The following is a 23,684-nucleotide window of genomic DNA, read 5'->3' as shown; positions in this document are numbered from 1 at the left end:
TATTCCGAGTTAAAATAGGTTTATTTGTTGCAAAAAATTGGGTCTGTATTTTCCAAAGTTATCAATTGCTTTGATTAATACAAGCCTGCCTTGGCTTGAATTTGACTTGGAGTTTAATTTTATGAAAAGACTAACCTATTGAATCATGACCAGGCTCCTATTCATTCTTTTTTTCTATTTGTTCTTATATCCTGTTAGCGCTCAATCATTGATTAGCCGAGAGGATTTGGCTTTTTTAAAGGAATTGACTCAAGCCGTTGTTGATAGTTCAAAAATTTATCCTGGCCAGCGTATTTCAAGGGATTTTGGCCCTAATCAAACAGGTGGTGTTTTAATCCGTCCTGGAGGTAGGACTTCCTATCCTGCATTTTGGATAAGAGATTATGCTATGTCATTGGGAACAGGAATGATTCCTATAAAAGAACAAAAGCACATGCTTTTATTGACTGCTAGTACTCAAAATGATCACGAATTTAAGACCCAATTTGGTTCTTTTGTACCCATGGGTGCGATAGCAGATCATATTCGGATAGATGATAGTCTACCCATTTATTTTCCGGGTACCTACGATTTTGAAAACCAAGGAGAAATACGCTGGGGCCAGCAACCTCCATTGGATGATATGTTTTTCTTTATTCAAATGGCTTATGTGTACATAAAACAAAGTGGAGATTTATCCATCTTGCAAAGCCCCATACGAGGAAAAAGTCTATTTGATCGACTCTTATCTGCTTTTCATGCCGTTCCTATTAATCCACTGAATCAGCTAGTTTCTGTAAGTGATTTTAATAGAGGTGTGGATTTTGGTTTTAGGGATGCAATTCACATCACAGGAGATTTATGTTTTACCTCCATCTTGAGGTACCAAGCTTTATTACATTTGGCTGAGCTATATCGATTGCAAGAGAGAGAAAAGGACCGATTGAGCTTTCTTGCTAAGGCAGATACATGTAAAATGGAGCTAATTCGGGTCTTTCAGGATAGGAGAGGTATGTTGAGAGCGTCCACAAGAAAAAGTGCACAGGCCGATGTTTGGAGTACCTCTTGGGCGGTTTACTTAGGTCTTTTAGAGGGAGAGAATGCCATGAAGGCATCAAATTGTTTAGCACAAGCCTACAAAAGTAATCACTTAGCTTTTAGGGGAGCTATTAGACATGTATTAAATACAGACGATTTTAATCGTCGCACGGCCTGGGAGGGAAGTCTAGTGGAGAAAAATAGCTACCAAAATGGGGCTTACTGGTCTACCCCTACGGCATGGGTGGCTTACACTATTTCATTAACACAGCCCAATTTAGCTCAACAATTGATCAAAGAACTCATTTCAGACTTGAAAAAGGGGGATTTTCGTAAGGGCAAGGACTTTGGAGCTCCATGGGAGTGTTTTACCGAAAGTAGTCGACAAAATCCAGTTTATATGACTTCGGTAACAGTACCATTTCAGGTTTTATTGGAGCTTGTTTCCCACTAATTTTCCTAATAATTAATTGTTGGATTAAAAATAGTTTAAATTGAATTGTTTCAATCCAAATTTGTTTTAGATTTGAAGATTGAATTGGCATGTAGGAATTGTCATTTCGGGATACCTTTAAATTTAGACCTATGAAACTAAAAAAATCCGATGCTTCCAGAAGGGAGTTTATTAAGTCTGCCAGTTTAGCCTCTGCTGGTTTTATGATTGTTCCTCGCCACGTTTTAGGTGGAAAAGGCTTTACCGCTCCCAGTGATAAAATAGTAGTAGCCGGTATAGGAGTTGGAGGGAAAGGAAAATCAGATTTACGTTATTTCGCTCAAAGTGGAAAAGCCGACATCGGATTTTTATGTGATGTGGATGACCGTCAGGCGAAAGATTCAGTGGAAGCATACCCCAAAGCGAAATATTACAAAGATTGGCGAGTGATGTTGGAAAAAGAATCGAAGAGCTTTGATGCGGTTTCGGTATCCACTCCAGACCATAACCATGCCATTCAAGCTATGGCAGCCATGCAATTAGGTAAGCACGTGTATGTGCAAAAGCCTATGACACATGATATATATGAGGCGAGAGCTTTGACGCAAGCGGCCAAAAAATATAAAGTGGTGACTCAAATGGGTAACCAAGGGGCTTCTGGTGACGGAGTTCGTCAATTGGTGGAATGGTTTGATGCAGGTATCATCGGTGACGTGCATACGGTACAAATCTGGACTAATCGTCCTATTTGGCCGCAGGGTATACCATGGCCTAGTACAAAGCCTGCAGTTCCACAAGGATTGGATTGGGATTTATGGTTAGGAACGGCTCCATACAAAGATTATGTTGACAATTTAATTCCGGGTAGCTGGAGAGGCTGGTGGGATTATGGTACTGGTGCATTGGGTGACCTAGGTTGCCACTTAATGGAAGCACCATTCCGTGTATTAAACTTAAAATATGCGACAGATGTACAAGCTTCTGTAAGTTCGGTATATACGGCATTCGGTAAAAGAGGGTTTTTCCCAGATAGTTGCCCTCCATCAAGTCATGCTACTTTGACTTTCCCTAAGACTGATCGGACCAAAGGTCCAATCACGATGCATTGGATGGATGGTGGTATTAAACCAGAGCGTCCTGAGGAATTAGGTCCAGATGAAATGTTTGGAGATGGTAATTCAGGTATCTTGTTCATTGGAACAAAAGGTAAAATGATGGCTAGTGAGTATGCGGCCAATCCACGTTTATTACCATTGTCCAGAAATGAAGAAGTGAAAGTGCCTCGCAAATTGGAGCGTGTTCCTGGAAGTGCCGATGGCCACTATGCTCAATGGGTAGAAGGCTGTATCGCAGGATATGGTAAAAAGGAATTGAGTTCTCCATTTGAAATGGCTGGTCCGTTGACTGAAGCTATTTTGATGGCGAATTTAGCCATTCGTGTCGCAGATATTCCAGTTCCAAGAAAAACGGGTAACGGAATGCATTATCCTGGCTCTAACACCAAATTACTTTGGGATAATCAAAATATGCGCGTAACTAATTACGACGCTGCCAACGCCTTTGTCAAGAGAACATATCGCGAAGGTTGGACCTTAGGTAATTAAAACCTGATAAGATGGATCCTGCCAAAGGGTCCATCTTTTTTTTATACCTATGGAATGGATGAAGCAGTTCCATCTTTAAAACATCGATTAAAAATTAGTAATTATGCCCTCTAAAATTAGTTTTGGAATCTTAGGTATTGTATTAGCCATTTTGGCATTCAGTTCTTTCCAACCTACCTCGTCGCCCTATCTTAGCATTAAAAAACAATCAACGATTTCCTTAATAGGGAATAATTTGGGTTCAAGAATGATCAATTTTGATCACTTCGAGACAGAATTACATTTGAGATATCCTGATAGTTTGTTAACTGTCAGAAACCTTTGTGATGGAGGAGATACTCCTGGTTTCAGACCTCATTCCTCTAGAAATGATCCTTGGGCTTTTCCGGGTGCAGAGAAATTTCAATTGGAATTTGCCAAAAACTCAGGTTCAGAAGGGCATCTTGAAAAACATGATGTGTGGTTAAGTCGGCTTAAAACTGATATCGTTGTAGCATTTTTTGGATACCCAGAATCCACAGAAGGTGCTGCCCGGGTGGATAATTTTAAAGCTGAATTGCAAGCATTTATAGAACATACTAAAAAACAGAAATATAATGGAGTTCAGGCACCTCAATTGGCACTTGTTTCTCCAATCTCCTTTGAAGACCTGAGTGCCTTGAGAGATTTACCCAATGGGAAAAAGGAAAATGAGCGTATAGCGCTTTACACAAAGGCCATGAAAGAGGTGGCTGAACAAAATGGGGTGTTGTTTGTCGACGTTTTTGAGGTTTCTCAAAAATGGTATGATGAACATAAGGAACCTTTGACCATTGACGGATTACAATTAAATGACGCAGGATATAAGCTTTTATCGCTGTATCTGACGGATAAACTTTTCGGTAAAAAGGCTGCCGAGGTGGAGTCGCGCCGTGCTTTAATTCAAGCAGCAGTAGATGAGAAAAACTGGATGTGGCACAATGATTTCAAAATACCGAATGGAGTGCATGTTTATGGAAGACGTTACAATCCTTTTGGACCAGATAACTATCCAGCAGAAATTGAGAAAATACGTCAAATGACTCAGATACGTCAGGAGGCAATTTGGTTGGCAGCTCGAACAGGTAAGGTAATGGATATAGAGGCTGAGGATAAGAAGACCAGAACTCTACCAGCAGTGACGACGAATTATAGTCCAGATAAAAATGGAAGTTTGAAGTATCTATATGGAGAGGAGGCATTGAAGTCCATTCATGTTCCAGCAGGATATAAGATTGAATTATTTGCCTCTGAGCAGGAATTCCCCAATTTAGCGAAGCCTTCTCAAATGACTTTTGATAATAAAGGACGACTTTGGGTAGCAGTTATGCCTACCTATCCTCACTATAAACCAGGTGATCCCAAGCCCAATGACAAATTATTGATTTATGAGGATACTAATGGAGATGGTAAGGCAGATAAGGAAATTGTATTTGCTGATCATTTACAATTACCTGTAGGTTTTGAAATTACTCAAGAAGGGGTGTTTGTGAGTCAGGGGACAAATTTGGTGTTACTAAAAGATACTAATGGCGATGATCATGCTGACACCAAAGAAATTATTTACAGTGGTTTTGATGACCATGATTCCCACCATGAAATTCATGCCTTTGTTTCAGATGAATCAGGAGCTATCTACATGGGAGAAGGGGTATTTTTACATACTAATGTCGAAACTCCTTATGGAACCGTTCGCGCCACCAACGGAGGATTCTATCGTTTTAATCCTACTAGACGGCATTTGGAGCGGGTGGCACAATTATCTATTCCTAATCCATGGGGAATTGCGTTTGACCAATGGGGACAAAATTTCTTTGCTGAGACTTCCGGACCAGATGTGCGTTGGATGATGCCGGGTAGTGTGCTAAATCGCTATGGAGAAGCAAATCATAAATCTTACAACCTCATTGAAGAGGCACATCGTGTTAGACCTACTTCTGGTTTAGAATTTATTTCTAGCAGACATTTTCCTGATGAGGTTCAAGGAGATATGTTGATTAACAATACCATTGGATTTTTGGGAATGAAGCAACACCAGATTTGGGATGATGGTACAGGTTATAAATCCAAGCATCGGGTTGATTTGGTGAAGAGTGATGACCGTAATTTTAGACCCGTGGATATGGAATTTGCTCCTGATGGATCCTTGTATTTGATTGACTGGCACAATGTGTTGATTGGTCATATGCAACATAATGCCAGAGATCCACTAAGAGATCATACGCACGGACGTATTTATCGTATTACCTATCCATCTAGACCATTGGTGAAACCAGCTAAAGTGTATGGGGCTTCCATAGATGAATTATTGGAGAATTTAAAGCTACCAGAATACCGTACTCGTTACCGTAGTCGCAGGGAGTTGAGAGGAAGAAATGTGGCTGATGTATTGGCTAAAACAAAAGCTTGGGTGGCTAAATTAGATAAGAATGATGCCAACTACGAGCATAATGCCTTAGAGGCCTTGTGGGTAACTTGGGGAATGAATAAAATAGATCAGGTATTGTTAAGTCAATTATTAAAAGCGAAAGATTACCATGTACGTGCGGCAGCTGTACGTGCAGTTCGTTACAATGGACATCAATTGGCAAATCAAGCTACATTACTTAGTCAGGCAGCCCAGGACAAACATGGCCGAGTTCGTCTAGAAGCTATTGTGGCCGCTTCTTGGATAGGTCCTGCCAAGGGTTTACCTATTTTAGCCATCGCCAAAACCAAGCCTTTGGATGATTGGATGATTCATACTTATGAAACGGCTTTGGCTCATTTAAGTGGCAAGGGTGTGGAGCGTAAAAAAGAAGTTTATGGCGCTACTAACTTAAAGGGAAGTGATTTGGAATCTTACACGGCGGGTGGTGCTTTATTTGGCAAAGAAGGCTATTGTGGTACATGTCATCAATTAGACGGAAAAGGATTATCTGCTTCAGGTTTTCCTCCTTTGGCGGGTTCTAAATGGGTAACGGGCAACCAAGATCGATTAATCAAATTGGTTTTAAAGGGTTTAATGGGACCAATGACCGTGAATGGGGTGAAATATGCGGGTCAAGTACCTATGACTCCATTTGGTGGATTGATGAATGATAAAGAAGTGGCCGATGTATTGACGTATATTCGTAATGCGTTCGGTAATAAAGGTTCAGTGGTTAGTCCTCAAAAGGTTAAGGAAGTAAGAGCCGCTATTCAGAGTAAGAAAGATTTTTATCAGGTTGATAAGCTTCTTTCTGAACATCCCATGGAAGATTAAATACTGATTCTTTGAAGATAAAAAGCAGCCTGGACATAGGCTGCTTATTATCTTTAATGATGGATTGATTTTTTAATCCAATAACTTTTATTCTTTTGAGACCTTTATTTGGTTTTGAAATTAACATGGAACAAATAACCATTAATTATTACCTGTATTTTTTGGGATACCTTTTTTTTGCCTTTGGGGCAAGCTTACTACTGAAAAGGGGACTGTTAGCTACCAAATTTTTAGGGCTTCAATTTCTTCAATTAGGCCTCCAATTATACGGTAGTTATTATGTTCAATTTCCACTGATATTTGAACATCCCAATTATTTTCGTGTCATTTCTCCGTTGTTTTATTTAATAGGTCCGCTGTCCTATTTATTTCAGCATTTTTTGCTTTATCCAGAGCGAAAATTCCGATGGATACATCTACTACATTTTCTTCCCTTTCTTTTCCACTTCATCGAGCTAATGCCTTTGTATTTAAGTTCAGAGGCTGTAAAAATGGTGGAAATCAAACAAGCATTTAGAGAAAATACTTTTAATACCAGACATTCTCAATTTGGTGTATTTTCCATGCATGTTCATTTGTATTTGAAGGCTATATCCTATGTCGCTTATTTGTGTTGGACCTCCTTTGAATTGTATAAGTACTATCGATCAGTATCTGAGTCGTTTTTATCCAAGAATCGATTAATAGTTTTTTGGCTTACAGGAGACTTAGCTCTTAAAATTTTGGCTCTGAGCATCCACATTGCATTTAACTTGATTTATCCAACTCATATAGAAACGTTAGCTAGGGATTATTTATATGCAATGGAATTTGCCATCATGGCATTATTTCTATTTTTAAATCCTCGATTGCTGGACGGCCCCTATTTAAAAGGATTAGTTTTTCAGCATTCGTATCGAGATATTCCAAAAAATGGAGAGAGATTATCAGAAAATTCGGAGATTCTACCCAAAACTCGTGTAAAGAATAAATCAATTTTGGAAAAACTTGATCGATATTTTGAATCAGAATTTATTTTTTTAAAATCTAATATTACGATCAATTTGGTGTCTCAGAATTTAAAAATTAAACCTAGACTTATACGTATATGCCTTCAAGAAGAGCGTGATTTTTCCTTTACAGACTATGTAAATTCGTGGAGAATTCAGTACGCGGAGGAACAATGTAGGGAAAATCCTCGTTGGAAATCCTATAAAATAGAGGTTATAGCAACAGAATCGGGTTTTGGTACTCGGCAAAGTTTTAATGCGGCTGTCAAGAAATTAAAGGGGGTGTCGCCTGGTCAATACTTTGCTAAATACTTAAGTTGATGTTCTCTTGTTTAAATTTCAGTTAAAATTTTAATTATTTAAATGTTCTCTTTTTAAAATTGGTAAAGAATATTTTTGGGTTAAATTTTCTTTACATCTACTTATTATTGATACTTTGTGTTTGTTAATTTTTGCTCTACCTTTGAAGTGTTGTAAAAATAATATCCGCTAGTGGTTGATACGTGTGGTTCCTACATGCAGTTTTTATGACATTGGAATAAGATATAATTTAGAACACGGAGTAATGTAAATCCAAGATTCGCTGAATCTTGGATTTTTTTGTGCCTTGAAATGAACTTGGTTTTACTTTAGTTCCAGCGTTTGAATCTGGGAGTTGATGGTCAACTCTTGCTCAAGCTTGTAAAGTTCCTTCTTTGGGGTGGTTTGATGGCTGTTCATAGACCATAAATACATTTCGTAGGTGCCATCTTGAATCGATTCGTGATTGAATTTTATGGAACCGTACTTAGCTCGGTAATTTTCCCAAAGAATAAAGTTCTTTTTGCCGTTTAAGCCAAACTGTATAGGTAATACATACGTGTATCGAGATTGATTCTTTAACCTTATGATGATATACCATTGTTTTTTAAAATCATTATCTAGAGGGAATTCTTGAAATTCTAGCCAATAATAATGGTTTACCCAGGTTTTATGTTTTTGCTTCATAATATCCTTGTATTCTTTGGCATGTAAGTTCAAGGATGCTGTCTTTATTGCTTTGCCAGTGTCACTTTCAATTGGATTTACCCATGGCATTGTCATAGTGTAAATTTGATTCTTTTCTGCCTTTTGGTAGATTTCTCTGGCATTGGATAAATATCCTGAGCTCACAGAGAGTAAACTTTGATTATAGTACCAATTGATTCGATCTGCCAGAAAGCTCATTTTTTTGTATTGCTGCGAAATGGTGTGATTGAAATAGGATAAACCACTGAATGAGATACTAAAGGCCAATGCGATGAAGAATACTAAAGCTTGTTTTTTTGCACTAGCTCTACTTAATAAAAATAGATATAGGATAATGACCGAAAGGGCTGCGTACAATTGGTATCTACTATATATGGTGTAGCTTTCTGCTGAGCGGACAAGGGCAATTAATCCTGATGTGATCAAGATGAAGGCTAGAATACTAAGATAAGTGGCTTGGAGTGTGTTTTGTGAATTTCTTTTCCAGTATGACCAACTATAATAAACGAATATACTTACGACCCCTAATCCTAAAAAACCTGATAATATTAAACTTATTTTAGGGAATTCAGTGGCACTGGCACCGATAAATGCTAAAAAAGAAAATAGGATGTGGCTGATGTTCCAATGGAATTTAGTCGTTTGGCCCATTTGGTAAATTTGCAGGTAAACGGCAAAAAAGACAAGTAGACCAAAGGCGACAATCAGCACATTTTTCCAGTTTTTTTGAATCAAATACAAGTATCCGATGGTTAAAAACAAGATAAAACCATTACCATAGGTATAGCAAGCTAAGAATGCAAATAAAATGGACCACGCTAATGCAAATGGTTTTTTCTCTGAAATCAGAATTAAACTGCTAAGTAAAAAAATGTTTATTAGGCTATGTTGTAGGCCAGTGATGGCCCAATTCGACACTTCGTGGTACTGGGGTTGCAACCAAATGAGTACTACCGGAATAAAATATACCATGGGTAATTGTTGCTTTTGAAAAAGTCGATACAATAAGTAAAGAATAAACAACAAATTGACCACAGTAATCATGATCAGATGCTGGAAATTTACTTTCCCATTGATGATATAGTCCAACCAAGTGATTAATCTAGGTAAGGCGATGGAATGATCATTGTCCACCCGGAATAGTTCATGTAAAAAGACCGACCAATTCCATGGACGTATTAACGTTGTATTAACAAAATCTAGTAGGGAAACATCGTCCTGAAATGGAAAATCTAGACTGAAATTGTAAATGTAACATACATATACTCCAATCAAAGACAATATTATGATGGTGGAAATATAGGTAGAGACTTTGTACATAGGTTTAAATAATGGTCAAAGGTAAATAAATTTTATAAATTAGACTTAGCGAAAATTTAGGCTTATTTTACCAAGCATGACTTTGTTCTAACATTTTAGTTTTAATTTTAACCACTTAAGATAGAACTGTGAGAAATTTTCAGTCCTTTTAAACCTATTTAAACTTTATAAATTATGTTACATCGAATGACCTATGTGATAGGTTCATTGGCATATTTCATTAGCCTGAATTTTCGAATACTTTTCAAACGATTAATTGAGCCCCAAGCCGTACACATAGGTATTCTGATGGATGGGGATTTAGGGGACATGGTGGCTTCTGAGCCGATTGTAGGGGCTTTGCACCAAAAATATGGCAAAGTGGCTTTGTACTGGATTACCGAGAAAAAATATTTCCCCGTATTTTCAGAGCATCCCCAAATCACCGAAATGGTGGATGAATACAATTTATTGGTAGCGCGATTTTTATTGTGCTGGAATCCCTTCTCTAAATTTTATTTTTTACAGTTAAGTGATTTTCGAATTGAGCCTGAATTTCAAATTCCTTTAAAAAATGAAAAAGCTGATGCCTTTGGAATACAATTGAATAATTATTACCATCAGTTTAATTTATTGGAAATTGCCTCTCAATTAGCAGATTTAGGTATTATTTCAGGTCAACCTCATTTATACGTAGATAGCCAAGCTTTACAATGTACATTGCCTGCTACTTATTGGGTAGTGCATTGCAAATCCAATGCTGGCCTCCGAGATTGGAAAGATGAACATTGGATAAAACTTATACAAGAAGCTATTGCTACTTGGGGAGTGCATGTGGTGGAGATAGGTATGAAAAATCCTCTTCCTTTTACTCATCCTAATTTCACTTCCTTGGTAGGGAAATGTGATATCATGGAAACCATGAAAATTATCAAGGGAGCTAGCTTTTTTATTGGTTTGGACTCTGGACCCACGCACATGGCCAATGCATTTCAAATACCGGGATTGGTGATTTGTGGTGAATTTACTTACTTTAAGAAATATATGTCCTATTCAGGCTTTTACCAGGAAGCTAAGCACTCTCGAGTGTTATTTAATCTCCATGGTAGAGCGGAAGGACTACCTTACGATGAGGTTTGGCAAGCCTTGCTTGCCCTTCAGGAAAAATAAAGTATATGTTATTTCTCGTAACCTTTGGGGCTATAGTCTTATTGGTTTTAGCCATGACTTGGCTGAAATTTCCTCCATTTGTTGCATTTATAGGTGTTAGCATTATTGCTGGCATCTTTTTCCAGTTGAGCCCCACCTTAATATTTAAAGCCATTCAAGATGGCATGGGAAGTACTTTAGGGTCTATTGCTGGCATATTGGCATTTGGCTCCATCCTAGGGAAATGGGTAGGAATGAGTGGCGCCGCCCAAAAAATGACGGAGGTCTTATTGCGAATTTCGGGTACACGATATGCTCGGATTGGCTTTATGATGGCTGGGTTTTTAGTGGGCCTTCCTTTGTTTTATTCGGTAGCATTTATGTTATTAGCTCCTTTGGTGATTACCGCGGCCGCTAAATTAAAGCAACCAGCAACTTTCATAGCAATCCCGATGTTGGCTTCTCTCACGGTTACTCAAGGCTATTTACCGCCTCATCCTGCTCCATTGGCTATCATGCAGGAGTTTGGTGCTGATTTATCCAAAACGATGCTATATGGTGTTGTCATTGCTATTCCTGCTATATTGATTTCTGGTTTATGGTTTGGTTTAAGTACCCGTTATATTTCAAGTCCTCCTAATCCTGCTTTTGTATTTACGGATCCAGAGGAGAAAACAGGGCGTCCTCAATTGTCTAGTTTTCAAAGTTTCCTAATCGTTTTGTTTCCCATTCTTTCCTTGGCTTTGGGTTCATTTGGAGCATCTTACTTTCCTTTATTAGCTGGGTATTTGTCTAACCCCGTGTTTTCTTTGTTTTTAGCAGTATTATTGGCGGCATTATTATTAAGAAGGATAGGTTTTCAAACTGAGGATTTACTTCAATCATCCATTGTTTCCATTAAGGATATTGCTGGAATCTTATTGATTTTCGGTGGAGCAGGAGCATTGAAACAGGTTTTGGTGGAAGCAGGGGTGAGTCAAGCGGTTGCAGATTCTTTAGGCTCCTCCACATGGAATGTATATGTGCTAGGATGGACAATGGCCGCTGTGATTCGTGTTTGTGTAGGTTCTTCTACCGTGGCAGGAATCACCGCTGCTGGGTTTATGAAGGTAATCTTGCTAAATTCCTCAGCCGACCCCAATTTAATGGTATTGGCCCTAGGTGCAGGTAGTATGATGTTTTCTCATGTCAATGATACCGGTTTTTGGCTATTTAGAGAGTATTTTTCTTTGAATTTTAGGGATACCCTAAGGTCTTGGACCCTCATGGATACCTTAGTCTCCTTTACGGGTTTACTGGGTGTGCTTGTGCTCGATTTCCTATTGTTTTAATAGTGAGAGACTTAGATTCACTGACCTAAGTCATTGTTTGAGAAGATAGATTTCTCTAATTTAGGTCGTTCATCTTGGAAATTATGAGAAACTACTTAATCCTTCTGCTTAACCTATCTCTGCTGGCTTGCCAATCCCCTAACTCTGAAAATAAGCAGCCTATAGCTCCCCATTTGATTTTGAATGATGTTTTGGCCTGTAAAGATTTAGCAGGTTTACAGGCTAAATTTGGAAAGGATTCCTTACTGGCAGATACCAGCTGGATCATGAATGAAGATACTTTAAGAGGTTCTATTCTTTATCCAGGTACAAACAAACAAGCTTATGTGCTTTACCATGATGGAAAAATCGTGGATGTATCGGTGGTGGGTAAGCAATCGGCATGGAAAACGCTTTCGGGATTGTATTTGGGCTTGCGAGTAAAAGATGTAGAGCAATTGAATGGAAAGAATTTTACCATTTCGGGCTTTAATTGGATCAATGGCGGCATGGTAGTTAGTTGGGAAGGTGGTAAGCTAGGAGGGGATAGTTTAACCCATGTTTTGCAGTTTAGCAATGCGGGAAATAAGCATGAAGGCCTATCTGATATAGAATACAGTCAAATTAGTGGTGAGGCTGAGTTTGATATTCGTCACCCTTTAATTCAAAAATTAAATCCAAGCTTGGATCAGTTGGCCATTATTAAACCATATGTCCCAAGTAAATCGGAGGGACAAAGTATTGGAAATCACATTACAAAAACTCAAATTCCACCTTCAAAGAAAAAGCCTTAATTGACTTGATTGATGGCTTTTCCCTCCAGGAAGCCTTCTAAGGTTAACGTTAGACTTTGAATAATGCGAGTTCTCGCCTCGATGCTTAGCCAAGCATTGTGGGGAGTTATGAAGGCATTGGAAATACCGATTAAAGGATGTTTTTGTGGAGGAGGTTCTTGGTCTAAAACATCCAATAAAGCTGCTTTAATTCGATTTTCTTTTAGCGCATTGGCGAGGGCCATATTATTCACTAAGCCGCCCCTCGAGCTATTAATTAAAACAGCATGCTCAGGCATCCAGGAGATAAACTCCTCGTTGATAATTTGGTCGGTTTGCGGGTTTAATGGACAATGTAAGCTGATAACATCGCAAGTTTGGGCCAATTCTTTTTTGGAAAGAAAAGTATAATTGGGCAGCCCCAAATCTTTAGTATGGTGATAATAAATGCTCATTCCTAGGCTGGCAGCCATGTTGGCAAAACATTTTCCAATATTTCCCATACCTATGATTCCCATTTTTTTACCTGCCCATTCATTTAAGGGACTCAAAGAATAAGCCCAATCATTTTGAATCCATTCTCCTGCCTGAACAGAGCGATTATGTTGTTCTACCCGATTGCTCCAAGCCAACAAAAGGGCGAGGGTATGTTGGGCTACCGAATAGGTTCCATAAGCTGGTACATTGGAAACTTGAATACCACGATTTTTACAGGCCAAGGTATCTACCGAATTATACCCAGTCGCTGCTACCAACACTAATTTGACTTCTTTGAAATGCTGCAATGCCTTTTCATTCACCAAACATTTATTGGTCACTAAAACCGTGGCCGCTGGGTCTCGTAAGGGAATTTCATCTGGATTCGTTTTTTCATAGAAATCAATCTCCCCAAAAGCTTGGAATGCATTTCTAGGAATATCTTGTTGAAACAGCGCTAAACCATCTAAAATTACAATTTTCATGCCTTTAATTTGGGATTGTTATGGTGGCGATCATGGTCTCTTTGGGTCTTTTTGGCAAGGTTTTTGGCCAGGGCCTCTTCCAAATTAATCCCTGTTTGATTAGCCAAACAAATTAATACAAATAGCACATCCGCCATTTCATCTCCTAGGTCTTTCTGCTTGTCAGATTCTTTTTCTGACTGCTCTCCGTAGCGTCTAGCGATGATTCGGGCAACTTCTCCAACTTCTTCTGTCAGCATAGCCATGTTAGTCAGTTCGTTAAAATAACGAACTCCTACGGTCTTAATCCATTGGTCCACTTGCTCTTGTGCTTCTTGTATGGTCATATTAGGATGATTTAGAATCAAGGATAATGGTGACAGGGCCATCATTGGTTAGGCAAACTTGCATGTCTGCTCCAAAGGTGCCCGTTTGTATTGGGAAACCTAATTTCTCTTCCAATAATTGGATGAGTAATTCGTACAAAGGTATCGCTTGTTCGGGCCTGGCAGCTTCGATAAAGCTAGGTCTATTTCCTTTTCTGGTTTGAGCGTATAAAGTAAATTGACTGACTAAAATGATGCGCCCTTGGATGGCTTGAATATCTAAATTCATTTTTCCATCATTATCAGAAAATATCCGCAATCCACTAATCTTGCTAGCCAGATATTGGCAATCTTCCTCAGAATCAGTTTGATGGATACCCAATAAAATCAGAAAACCCTGATCAATTTCAGCTTTGATTTGACCATCAATTTCGACCTTAGCTTCTGAGACACGTTGAACTACCGCCAGCATATTAAAGCAATAAATAAACGATCAGGAAGTAGACTCCGTAGCCTAATATATCGTTGGTGGTGGTGATAAAAGGACCACTTGCCACGGCAGGATTGATTTTTAATTGATTTAAAACGAGGGGAGTCAAGGTTCCCATCAAAGAGGCTAACATGACCACGGCGAATAAAGATAACGATACAGTAATAGATAGCATGATGGCCCCATGGTCCACTAACATGGAACAGCCAAAGGCGAATGCCGCAGCAATTATGGCATTAATCGTGGCTACAATCAATACTTTTTGAAGTCGTTTCCAAAGACTGGTATCTAAACCACTTTTATCGGCCAAACTTTGAACAATCAATGAAGAAGATTGAATTCCTACGTTTCCTCCGGTAGAACCTATCAATGGAATAAATGCCGAAATGGCTGGCATGAGTGAGATGGAACTATCAAAGCGGTCGATGATTTTGGCAGCTAAGAAACTGCCGACCATGCCCCCGATCAACCAAGGTAAACGAGATCTCACTAATAGCCAAATGGAGTCGTCCTCTTCCACATCTTCGGAAATACCGGCCATGACCTGGATATCCTCTTGAGCAGATTCTGTGATGAAATCGACCACGTCGTCGATGGTGATGCGTCCTAAAAGTCGGCCTTGGATATTCACCACGGGAATAGCCTCCAAATCATATTTTTGCATTAAATCCGCTACTTCCTCACCCGAAACATAGGTCTGCACAGATACAATTCCATCGGCATCAAACACATCTTGAATTTTAGAACCACGTTTAGCTAAGATGATCTTTTTCAGTGAAACGGTTCCCATTAATAATCCGTCATCATCTACTACATAAACAGCATATACTTTTTCAACGTCTTCAGCCTGTCTACGGATTTCCTCTACACATTCCGTTACCGTTTGTTTGACATTGATTTTTATTAACTCCTTTTGCATTAAACCGCCTGCGCAGTCCTCGTCATAATGCATCAAATCAATGATGAAACGAGCTTGTTCACGGTCTTTCAAGAGAGCAATAACCTCTTCTCTAACCCTGACAGGTTGTTCATTTAAAATATCCACGGCATCATCCGAGTCAATGACATTGATATAGCCCGCAATTTCTTTTGAATTAAAGTTTTTTAAGAATCGCTTTCGGTCATCGGAGTCTAAAGTGGAAATAATTTCCGCGGCTAGTTTAGTATCTAACAACTGAACGATGTATTTGGCCTCTTCTCCGCTGAGCTCATCTAAAATACTAGTGATATCTGCTGCAAATAAGTCCTCTATTTTATGTAATATAGCCTCATTAGATTGCTCTGCGATGAGTAATCTGATATCCTCTAAAAACTCTTTGGTGAGTTCAAACGGAAGGTGTTGTGGGTTGACTACTTCCATGGATTTCGCTGAGGTTTGAAAATTTCGTATCTAAATTAAGAAATATTTGCTGGAATCTGCCTATGCTCCTATATATCCATGGGTTTTCCAAAGTTCAGTCAGCTCAGAAAATTCTGCGACACCCAATTGTTCGGCGCGTTTATTCAACAAGGGATGGTCGGGCAATTGCATAGCTTTTAAAGCATTTCTTAGGGTTTTTCTACGCTGATTAAATGCCATTTTGACTACTTGCTTAAACTTTTGTGGATCGCAATCTAGCTTCTTATCCCAATTTCTCACAACTTTAATCACCCCGGAGTTAACCTTGGGTGGGGGAGTGAAGACCTCAGGTCCTAACGTAAAAAGATATTCTACATCAAAATAAGCTTGGAGTAAGACACTTAAAATGCCATAGTCTTTATTCCCTGGTTTGGCTGCTAATCGTTCAGCTACTTCTTTTTGAAGCATGCCCACCACTTCGACACATTGATCTTTGTATTCTAAAATTCTGAAAAATATTTGAGTGGATATGAAATAAGGGAAATTACCTACAATAGCGAATTTTTCTTCTCCAAAAATCTTTTCCAAAGGATATCTTAAAAAGTCCCCATCGATAAGTCGAGGCCCCGTAAACTCCAAATAATTCTTTCGTAAATAAGCTACTGATTCTTGATCAATCTCGATTAGATAAGTTTCGTACTCTTTCTTTTTTACCAGATACTGAGTAAGAACCCCCATGCCTGGCCCAATCTCCAATACTTTTTGATAAGATCCTTTCGGATCTAGTGCATTGACGATGCGCTGGGCAGCATCTAAATCATTTAAAAAATGTTGACCTAAATTCTTTTTTGCTCTTACTTGCACGTGCTCTTGGGGCTATTAGGAAACAAAATTACGCCCTTTTTTGTACATTGTAAGTAAATTTTAGAATAAAGCTATGGCAGGTTGGGCCCAAAAATCCAAAGAAGAATTAATTCAAGAAATTAGACAGCTGAAAAACCAGCTGGATGTACTCGAAATGACGGAATCCTCATTTTCAGGTACATCGGCCAAAGAGAATTTAATTCGAACTTTAGATAGTCTAAAGCTATTTGGGATCATCATGGCATTAGATGGGACCATTACCCATGCCAACGCCTACACGCACAGGTTATTAGGTTATGAAGCTAATAGCCTCAATGGGAAAGATTTTTTCACCACTTTATTGCCGGAAGAAGAAAGGCAAGTACGAAGGAATGCCTTCAACCAAGCCATTGCTAATGGGGGGTTGTTTGAAGAAAGAGAAAGAACCTATGTCACTAAAACAGGTGAGATTAAATGGGTGGAGGTGAACTCCACTATTGTGAGTGAATTGGATGAACAAACCTATTTAAGTATCATTGGTGAAGATATCAGTGAGCGTAAAAAGGTAAGTGAGGCATTGAGTCGTTCCAATGCGCAATTACAAGATTTGATCAACAATACTACCGACCTCATCCAGATTACAGGAATAACGGGGCGGTTTTTATTTGTGAATCGTGCCTGGTTGGAGACCATGGGATATACTGAGGATGAGGCGAGAGATTTAAAATTGCAAGATGTCCTGCACCCGGAATTTGCCTCCCATACGCTAGATCAGCTGGATTTGCTTAGTAAGGGACAAGAAATACCGGAGTTTACAGCTGTATTTAGACGAAAAGACGGTAGACGATTGTATGTCAGTGGCTCAGCCACCTGCCGATTTGAAAAGGGGGTACCTACCGCTTTCCGCTGTATTTTGCATAACTCCACGGCCAAAGTACGTGCCGAAAGAGCTAGTAAATTATACTCTTCCATTGCTCAGGTAACCATCAATTCATCCAATTTAGATGATTTATACACCAATATTCACAAGCAATTGGGAGAAGTAATTGATGTTAAAAACTTCTTCATTGCTCAATATGACCCAGGGAAAAGCTTTTTATATTTCCCGTATTATGTGGATGAATATTTCAATTCCAGAGTGCATTTTACCAAAAGGAAATTAGGTAATGGATTGACAGAATACGCCATCATGGCCAATAAGCCTTTGATTTTGCATGATGATGATATTCATCAATTGGCTAACGAAAAGAAAATTTATCTCTATGGAGTGGTGCCCAAAGTGATGCTTTGCGTGCCTCTGCGCATTGGAGACCGAGTGACAGGGATTATTGGTGTGAAGTCTTATGAACGTGCCAATAAATATGAGAACCGAGATTTAGAATTGCTCGACTTTATTTCAGGACAAGTGGCATTAGCCATTGCTAGAAAGCAGGCTGAAGAGGCATTGGCTAGGGAAACAGCTCGTTTAAATGCGATTTTCGAAGGAAGTTCCCACTTGATGTGGTCAGTGAATAAACGCTTGTTTTTGACCAGCTTTAACCATGAGTATTCGGACTTGTTGGTAGAGCAACTAAGTATTAATCCTCAAATCAATATCAGTGCTGAAAAAATGGGATTTCAGCTCTTAGCTCCTCTCGAACGGAGAAGGATGGAAGAGGGTTATAAATATGCATTCCGAGGTCAAAAACAGCATTTTGAATTGGAGTTAATGACTAAAAATGGAGAGGAGAAATGGTTAGAGATTTATTTGAATCCCATTTTTCTAGAGAACGGTACCATTGAAGAGGTATCTGGAATTGCGCGTGATATCACAGAATTGAAGAAATACCAACAAGCTCTGGTAGAAGCTCGTGAACAGGCAGAGCGTTCCTTGAAGGTAAAGGAGCAATTCTTGGCTAATATGAGCCATGAGATCAGAACTCCGATGAATGGTGTTATTGGGATGGTTGACTTGCTAAGCGATACGCCATTGAATGTGGACCAGTTAGACTATGTACAGACCATTAAGAAATCCTCGGAGACTTTACTCCATATTTTAAATGATATTTTAGATTTAGCTAAAATTGAAGCAGGTAAAATGGTCCTACATCCAAGTGATTTGGTGCTGGATGATGTACTAGATCGATTGATGGCTTTGTTTTCTCAAGTAGCCTGTCAGAAAGGGAATACGCTTGAGTATCATTTATCGAAAGACCTACCAGAGGTAGTGGTGGCCGATGAGACCAGACTCTTGCAAATTCTTTCCAATTTGACTTCTAATGCCCTGAAATTCACGGAAAATGGCAAGGTGAGCATTGAAGTTAGTGGAGAAAACATCACTAAAGATGCTTTGGATTTAATCGTCAAGGTAAAAGATACCGGGATTGGTATCAGTCCCGAAAATTTAAAAATACTATTCAATGCTTTTCAACAATTGGATAATTCCACTTCCAAGGTTTATGGAGGGACAGGATTAGGCTTAGCTATTTCAAGGGAGTTCTGTAAAATGATGCAAGGTGATATTGGGGTGGAGTCTACCTTGGGTAAAGGAAGTACCTTCTGGTTTAAAGTTCATTTGCAGGTTGGAAAGCAGGAGTTGGTTCAAAGAAACAAGGAAGCTGATAAGTTTGTTATTCAGGGTAAATTGGAAGAAATTCAACCGCATATTTTGTTGGTTGATGATAATTCAACCAATAGAAAAGTGGCTTCCCAAATTTTATCTAAAGCAGGATGCATTGTTCAAACAGCCTCCAGTGGTAAAGATGCTATTGGCTTATTAAGTAAATCTCATGAGTTTGATTTGATTTTGATGGATATTCAAATGCCTGAATTGGATGGAATGCAAACAACCCAACATCTTAAGCAGATGAATTTACCTGATCTGCCACCCATTATTGCCATGACTGCCTATGCGATGAAAGAGGATCGTGAGCGTTTCTTAGCTGTGGGTATGGATGATTATTTAGCCAAACCTATACGTGCCCAACAATTGATTCAGATGGTCAATCAATGGGTGATTAAAAGCGTTAAACCGCATGTTATACAGGGGGGATTTAGCGAGGAGCATTCAATAAATCCTTTGGATCAAGAGGCATTGGATTCACTACTTGAAGCCACTGGTGGAGATCAAAGTTTTGTGAAAAGTATGCTATGTGATTTTATTCAAGAAGCCAAACAGCAAATTCAAGATGCGGAGGATTTCCATGAAAAGAATGATTGCAAAGGTGTTCAATCAGAACTCCACACCTTGAAGGGGAATTCAGGTACACTCGGTGCAGCTGAGGTATATAGTCTTTGTCGAAAAATAGAAGCCAAAGCCAAGGTCTGTGATTTTCAACATTTTAAGGAAGAAATTACCTTATTAAAACAAGCATTGCATCGATTCGAGGAACTTATTCAGGTACATTATGCCTGATTTAATGACAAAATGGCCTGTTTTTGAAAATTAAACCCAAATAAACAGGTCATTATTTCCGCTTTTTCTACTTGGATTCACATTTGATGTAGGCTGTGTCAAATTGAAAATAAAGCGATGAATCCTAAAAATTACACTTCCCAAGCGAGTATCGTGATTCAAAATTCGGTGGAAATAGCCTCCAATGCGGGGCAGCAAGCCATTGAAACGGGTCACTTATTGGCCGCCATTTTACAAGATGATACCCAAACGGTTTCATTTTTGTTGAAGAAATTGGGTATTACTACGCAGCAAATCCAAGAGAAGTTGAGTAAAATCATGGCGACATACCCGAAAGTTTCGGGAGAGCCTTTTCTCAGTAATGGATTGCAGCAAACCCTTCAAAAGGCGGATAAGTGGAAAGAAACGATGGGAGATTCGTATGTCAGCGTAGAAGTCTTGTTTCTTTCTTTGCTGGATGGAAGTGATGCCGTGGCGGATATTTTGAAATCTATGGGCCTCACGACTACTTCATTAAAAAATGCTATTGTTGAACTAAGAGGAAATAGAAAAGTGAATGATCCACATGCAGAGGGTACCTACCAATCCCTAGAAAAATATGGTAAAAATTTGAATGATTTGGCCAAGGTGGGTAAAATTGACCCTGTAATTGGTCGAGATGAGGAGATAAGACGCGTGTTACAAATCTTATCACGCAGGACTAAGAACAATCCAATTTTATTGGGTGAGCCAGGTGTTGGTAAGACAGCCATTGTAGAGGGTTTGGCTCAGCGTATTGTGTCGGGGGATGTTCCGGAGAACTTGAAGTCTAAAATCATCATGTCTTTGGATATGGGTTTGTTGGTAGCTGGTGCTAAATACAAAGGCGAGTTTGAAGAAAGATTAAAGGCCGTTATTAAAGAAGTGACTGATTCCAATGGAGAAATAGTCATGTTTATTGATGAGATACACACACTTATTGGAGCTGGAGGCGGTGGAGAAGGAGCTATGGATGCAGCCAACTTATTGAAACCTGCTTTGGCACGTGGAGAGCTACATGCGATAGGTGCGACCACATTGAAAGAATACCAAAAGTATATCGAGAAAGATAAAGCCTTGGAGCGTAGATTTCAGGCGGTCATGGTGGAAGAGCCCGATGTGGCTGACGCAATTTCCATTCTACGCGGTATCAAGGATAAATATGAGCTTCACCATGGAGTTAGAATTCAGGATGATGCGGTTATTGCTGCCGTAGAGTTATCTAATCGTTATATTTCGGACCGCTTTTTACCCGATAAGGCCATTGATTTAATTGATGAAGCTGCTGCTAAAATGCGCTTGGAGATTGATTCGGTGCCGGAGGAAATTGATGATATTCAACGCAAAATCATGCAATTGGAGATAGAGCGTGAGGCGATACGTCGGGAGAATAATAAGGAGAAGGAAACGATTTTAACTCGTGAATTAGCTGATTTGACAGAGAAGCGTGATGCCTTAAAAGCACGCTGGCAATCTGAAAAATCGGTATTGGATTCCATCCGCGAGGAAAAGGAGAAAATTGATAAGTTGAAGTTGGAAGCTGAACAAGCCGAGCGCCAGGGAGACTATGGAAAGGTGGCGGAGATACGTTATGGTCGTTTGGTGGAGTCTGAGCAAAAACTGAAAGATTTACAATCAGCTTCTGCCGGAGAAAATACGATGTTGCAGGAGGAGGTAACCGCGGAGAATGTGGCAGAGGTAGTAGCGAAGTGGACAGGCATTCCTGTAAGCAAGATGCTTCAAACGGAGATCGATAAGCTTTTACATTTGGAAGATGAATTGCACAAACGAGTAGCTGGACAAGACCAAGCCATAGAATTGGTATCAGATGCTGTGCGTCGTTCCAGAGCGGGTTTACAAGACCCTCGTCGCCCAATCGGATCCTTTATTTTCTTGGGAACCACGGGTGTAGGTAAGACAGAATTAGCGAAATCATTGGCTTCTTATTTGTTCAATGACGAGAATGCCATCGTGCGAATTGATATGTCGGAATACCAAGAGCGTCACGCGGTGAGTCGTTTGATTGGAGCTCCTCCAGGATATGTGGGATATGATGAGGGGGGGCAATTAACCGAAGCCGTGCGTAGAAAACCTTATTCAGTGGTCTTATTGGATGAGATTGAAAAGGCTCATCCGGATGTTTGGAATATCTTGTTGCAGGTGTTGGATGAGGGTCGTTTGACAGATAATAAAGGTAGAACCGCCAATTTTAAAAATACCATCATCATTATGACCTCCAACATTGGTAGTCATTTGATACAGGAGAAAATGGCTCAAATGGAGGGTTGGAATAACCAAATCATCATGGATGAGACCAAAGAAGAAGTGATGACATTGTTGAAACAAGTGGTTCGTCCGGAGTTTTTAAATCGTGTGGATGAGGTAGTATTGTTTGAACCATTGTCTGAGGAACATGCTCGTAAGATTTTGGGAATTCAATTCAAAGAAATTCAGCGTAGATTGGCAGAGCAGCAAATTACATTGGAAGCTACCGATGAAGTATTAGCTAAATTAGCCAAGGAGGGATATGATCCAAACTATGGAGGTAGACCTATGAAGCGTGTACTTCAACGAGCTGTCTTGAACGAATTATCTAAAGAGATTTTATCTGGAAAAATCAAGAAAGATTCAGCGGTGTTGATGGATTTGGATACTGATGGGAATATCGTTTTTGATAATGTGCCCAATCCTGAAGTCTTGTAATCTGTAGATTAAATGTAAAGGCCTGAGAAAAAATCTCAGGCCTTTTTTAATAACGTTGTCAAGGTTTTAAACCTTAACAACGTTGGGGAAAAAGAGTTTATTATTCAGTTATTTGATAAGGAAAGTTAATTGATTTTATCTCCATCAATTATCAATGTATTGATTTTAATGTACAAATTATTGTACATATATTTGTACAAAAAAATAATAAAATGCTAACAACATCCATTTCTGATTTCAGAAAAGATATAAAAAGTTACTTGGATCAAGTGACAGGTAATTTTGAAACATTGATTATTAATCGTGGGAAAGATAATGGGGTAGTCATAATATCTCTTAGTGAATATAATTCGCTTTGTGCTACACAGCATGAGTTGTCATCTAAAGAAAATGAAAAAAGATTGGATTCAGCCATTGAAAAATTGCGATCAGGGGATGTTCAAAGTAAAAGTCTTTTGGAAGAATGAAATATGTCTTTGTGGATGAATCATGGGAGGATTATGTGTATTGGCAACAGACTGACAAAAAGAAATTAAAGCGGATCAATGAATTATTGAAAGATATTTCTCGGAATCCATTTGATGGTATAGGTAAGCCAGAGCCATTGAAGTTTAAATATGCAGGGTTTTGGTCCAGGAGAATAGACGAAGAACATCGTCTAATTTACCAATATCGTGGGGGAGAAATATTAATCGCTAAATGTAGGTTTCATTACGACGTATAGAAAAACATAGGCCTAAGAAAATATCTCAGGCCTTTTATTTAACGTTGTCAAGGTTTTAAACC

At 39.1% G+C, this 23,684-nt stretch carries 17 protein-coding genes; 11 read left to right on the top strand and 6 right to left on the bottom strand.

Annotated elements, in window-relative coordinates; translation table 11 throughout:
- Positions 1-145 precede the first annotated feature (145 nt).
- From ESB04_RS02705 to ESB04_RS02690, 4 genes are all read left to right on the top strand, one after another.
- The gene (locus ESB04_RS02705; protein ID WP_129025995.1) at positions 146-1,471 is read left to right on the top strand and encodes a hypothetical protein; all 1,326 of its coding nucleotides are present in this window, start codon (positions 146-148) and stop codon (positions 1,469-1,471) included.
- A 131-nt stretch (positions 1,472-1,602) separates the two neighbouring features.
- Positions 1,603-3,054, top strand: a complete 1,452-nt coding sequence (locus tag ESB04_RS02700; RefSeq protein ID WP_129025993.1) for a Gfo/Idh/MocA family protein — start codon at positions 1,603-1,605, stop codon at positions 3,052-3,054.
- A 103-nt stretch (positions 3,055-3,157) separates the two neighbouring features.
- Positions 3,158-6,316 carry a PVC-type heme-binding CxxCH protein gene (locus ESB04_RS02695; protein ID WP_129025991.1) on the top strand — a complete coding sequence of 1,053 codons (3,159 nt, stop codon included), beginning with the start codon at positions 3,158-3,160 and terminating at the stop codon, positions 6,314-6,316.
- 458 nt (positions 6,317-6,774) lie between these two features.
- The gene (locus ESB04_RS02690) at positions 6,775-7,626 is read left to right on the top strand and encodes a helix-turn-helix domain-containing protein (protein ID WP_205749452.1); all 852 of its coding nucleotides are present in this window, start codon (positions 6,775-6,777) and stop codon (positions 7,624-7,626) included.
- A gap of 303 nt (positions 7,627-7,929) precedes the next feature.
- Here the strand turns inward: ESB04_RS02690 and ESB04_RS02685 are convergent, their stop codons facing one another.
- Positions 7,930-9,633 (bottom strand): hypothetical protein, encoded by a 1,704-nt coding sequence (locus ESB04_RS02685; RefSeq protein WP_129025987.1) that lies wholly within the window; start codon positions 9,631-9,633, stop codon positions 7,930-7,932.
- A gap of 174 nt (positions 9,634-9,807) precedes the next feature.
- Here ESB04_RS02685 and ESB04_RS02680 point away from each other — a divergent pair, with 174 nt between their 5' ends.
- The 3 genes from ESB04_RS02680 to ESB04_RS02670 all read left to right on the top strand — a co-directional run bounded on the left by ESB04_RS02680 (position 9,808) and on the right by ESB04_RS02670 (position 12,865).
- Complete coding sequence (locus tag ESB04_RS02680) at positions 9,808-10,782, top strand: glycosyltransferase family 9 protein (RefSeq protein ID WP_129025985.1); 975 nt, start codon at positions 9,808-9,810, stop codon at positions 10,780-10,782.
- Positions 10,783-10,787: 5 nt separating this feature from the next.
- Positions 10,788-12,092, top strand: coding sequence for a GntP family permease (locus ESB04_RS02675; RefSeq protein WP_129025983.1), 1,305 nt, complete (start codon positions 10,788-10,790; stop codon positions 12,090-12,092).
- 83 nt (positions 12,093-12,175) lie between these two features.
- Positions 12,176-12,865, top strand: a complete 690-nt coding sequence (locus ESB04_RS02670) for a hypothetical protein (protein WP_129025981.1) — start codon at positions 12,176-12,178, stop codon at positions 12,863-12,865.
- On the opposite strand, the gene ESB04_RS02665 is transcribed toward ESB04_RS02670, so the two are convergent.
- Genes ESB04_RS02665 through rsmA form a run of 5 tightly spaced genes read right to left on the bottom strand, consistent with a single transcriptional unit; the run spans position 12,862 to position 16,804 of the window.
- A complete protein-coding gene (locus ESB04_RS02665; protein WP_129025979.1) occupies positions 12,862-13,806 on the bottom strand; it encodes an NAD(P)-dependent oxidoreductase in 945 nt (314 codons plus the stop codon). The two genes, ESB04_RS02670 and ESB04_RS02665, sit on opposite strands and share 4 nt — an antisense overlap.
- Positions 13,803-14,132, bottom strand: coding sequence for a nucleotide pyrophosphohydrolase (locus ESB04_RS02660; protein WP_129025976.1), 330 nt, complete (start codon positions 14,130-14,132; stop codon positions 13,803-13,805). Before ESB04_RS02660 ends, ESB04_RS02665 begins: the two co-directional genes overlap by 4 nt.
- 1 nt (position 14,133) lies before the next feature.
- Positions 14,134-14,583 (bottom strand): D-aminoacyl-tRNA deacylase, encoded by a 450-nt coding sequence (gene dtd, locus ESB04_RS02655; protein ID WP_129025974.1) that lies wholly within the window; start codon positions 14,581-14,583, stop codon positions 14,134-14,136.
- A gap of 1 nt (position 14,584) precedes the next feature.
- Positions 14,585-15,961 (bottom strand): magnesium transporter, encoded by a 1,377-nt coding sequence (gene mgtE, locus ESB04_RS02650; protein WP_129025972.1) that lies wholly within the window; start codon positions 15,959-15,961, stop codon positions 14,585-14,587.
- Positions 15,962-16,021: 60 nt separating this feature from the next.
- Positions 16,022-16,804: a 16S rRNA (adenine(1518)-N(6)/adenine(1519)-N(6))-dimethyltransferase RsmA gene (gene rsmA / locus ESB04_RS02645; protein ID WP_129025970.1), complete on the bottom strand. Its 783-nt coding sequence runs from the start codon at positions 16,802-16,804 to the stop codon at positions 16,022-16,024.
- A gap of 73 nt (positions 16,805-16,877) precedes the next feature.
- Between rsmA and ESB04_RS02640 the strand changes: the two genes are divergently transcribed.
- The 4 genes from ESB04_RS02640 (at position 16,878) to ESB04_RS02625 (ending at position 23,622) form a co-directional block, all read left to right on the top strand.
- Positions 16,878-20,177, top strand: a complete 3,300-nt coding sequence (locus tag ESB04_RS02640) for a PAS domain S-box protein (RefSeq protein ID WP_129025968.1) — start codon at positions 16,878-16,880, stop codon at positions 20,175-20,177.
- Between the two features lie 117 nt (positions 20,178-20,294).
- Positions 20,295-22,898 carry an ATP-dependent chaperone ClpB gene (clpB, locus tag ESB04_RS02635; protein WP_129025966.1) on the top strand — a complete coding sequence of 868 codons (2,604 nt, stop codon included), beginning with the start codon at positions 20,295-20,297 and terminating at the stop codon, positions 22,896-22,898.
- 212 nt (positions 22,899-23,110) lie between these two features.
- Positions 23,111-23,365 (top strand): type II toxin-antitoxin system Phd/YefM family antitoxin, encoded by a 255-nt coding sequence (locus tag ESB04_RS02630; protein WP_129025964.1) that lies wholly within the window; start codon positions 23,111-23,113, stop codon positions 23,363-23,365.
- A complete protein-coding gene (locus ESB04_RS02625; RefSeq protein ID WP_129025962.1) occupies positions 23,362-23,622 on the top strand; it encodes a Txe/YoeB family addiction module toxin in 261 nt (86 codons plus the stop codon). Before ESB04_RS02630 ends, ESB04_RS02625 begins: the two co-directional genes overlap by 4 nt.
- Positions 23,623-23,684: the final 62 nt, after the last annotated feature.

The sequence above is a fragment of the Aquirufa rosea genome (genome assembly GCF_004118285.1).
In the GTDB taxonomy this organism is placed as follows: domain Bacteria; phylum Bacteroidota; class Bacteroidia; order Cytophagales; family Spirosomataceae; genus Aquirufa; species Aquirufa rosea.
This window is presented reverse-complemented; position numbering and strand designations above follow the sequence as displayed.

Bases quoted from the DNA above. Each gene is read 5' to 3' on its own strand.
- ESB04_RS02670 (WP_129025981.1), top strand. From the start codon at position 12,176: ATGAGAAACTACTTAATCCTTCTGCTTAACCTATCTCTGCTGGCTTGC.
- ESB04_RS02660 (WP_129025976.1), bottom strand. From the start codon at position 14,132: ATGACCATACAAGAAGCACAAGAGCAAGTGGACCAATGGATTAAGACC.
- ESB04_RS02625 (WP_129025962.1), top strand. From the start codon at position 23,362: ATGAAATATGTCTTTGTGGATGAATCATGGGAGGATTATGTGTATTGG.
- ESB04_RS02700 (WP_129025993.1), top strand. From the start codon at position 1,603: ATGAAACTAAAAAAATCCGATGCTTCCAGAAGGGAGTTTATTAAGTCT.
- mgtE (WP_129025972.1), bottom strand. From the start codon at position 15,961: ATGGAAGTAGTCAACCCACAACACCTTCCGTTTGAACTCACCAAAGAG.
- ESB04_RS02675 (WP_129025983.1), top strand. From the start codon at position 10,788: ATGTTATTTCTCGTAACCTTTGGGGCTATAGTCTTATTGGTTTTAGCC.
- ESB04_RS02695 (WP_129025991.1), top strand. From the start codon at position 3,158: ATGCCCTCTAAAATTAGTTTTGGAATCTTAGGTATTGTATTAGCCATT.
- dtd (WP_129025974.1), bottom strand. From the start codon at position 14,583: ATGCTGGCGGTAGTTCAACGTGTCTCAGAAGCTAAGGTCGAAATTGAT.
- ESB04_RS02690 (WP_205749452.1), top strand. From the start codon at position 6,775: ATGCCTTTGTATTTAAGTTCAGAGGCTGTAAAAATGGTGGAAATCAAA.
- ESB04_RS02685 (WP_129025987.1), bottom strand. From the start codon at position 9,633: ATGTACAAAGTCTCTACCTATATTTCCACCATCATAATATTGTCTTTG.
- ESB04_RS02705 (WP_129025995.1), top strand. From the start codon at position 146: ATGACCAGGCTCCTATTCATTCTTTTTTTCTATTTGTTCTTATATCCT.
- clpB (WP_129025966.1), top strand. From the start codon at position 20,295: ATGAATCCTAAAAATTACACTTCCCAAGCGAGTATCGTGATTCAAAAT.
- ESB04_RS02665 (WP_129025979.1), bottom strand. From the start codon at position 13,806: ATGAAAATTGTAATTTTAGATGGTTTAGCGCTGTTTCAACAAGATATT.
- ESB04_RS02680 (WP_129025985.1), top strand. From the start codon at position 9,808: ATGTTACATCGAATGACCTATGTGATAGGTTCATTGGCATATTTCATT.
- ESB04_RS02630 (WP_129025964.1), top strand. From the start codon at position 23,111: ATGCTAACAACATCCATTTCTGATTTCAGAAAAGATATAAAAAGTTAC.
- ESB04_RS02640 (WP_129025968.1), top strand. From the start codon at position 16,878: ATGGCAGGTTGGGCCCAAAAATCCAAAGAAGAATTAATTCAAGAAATT.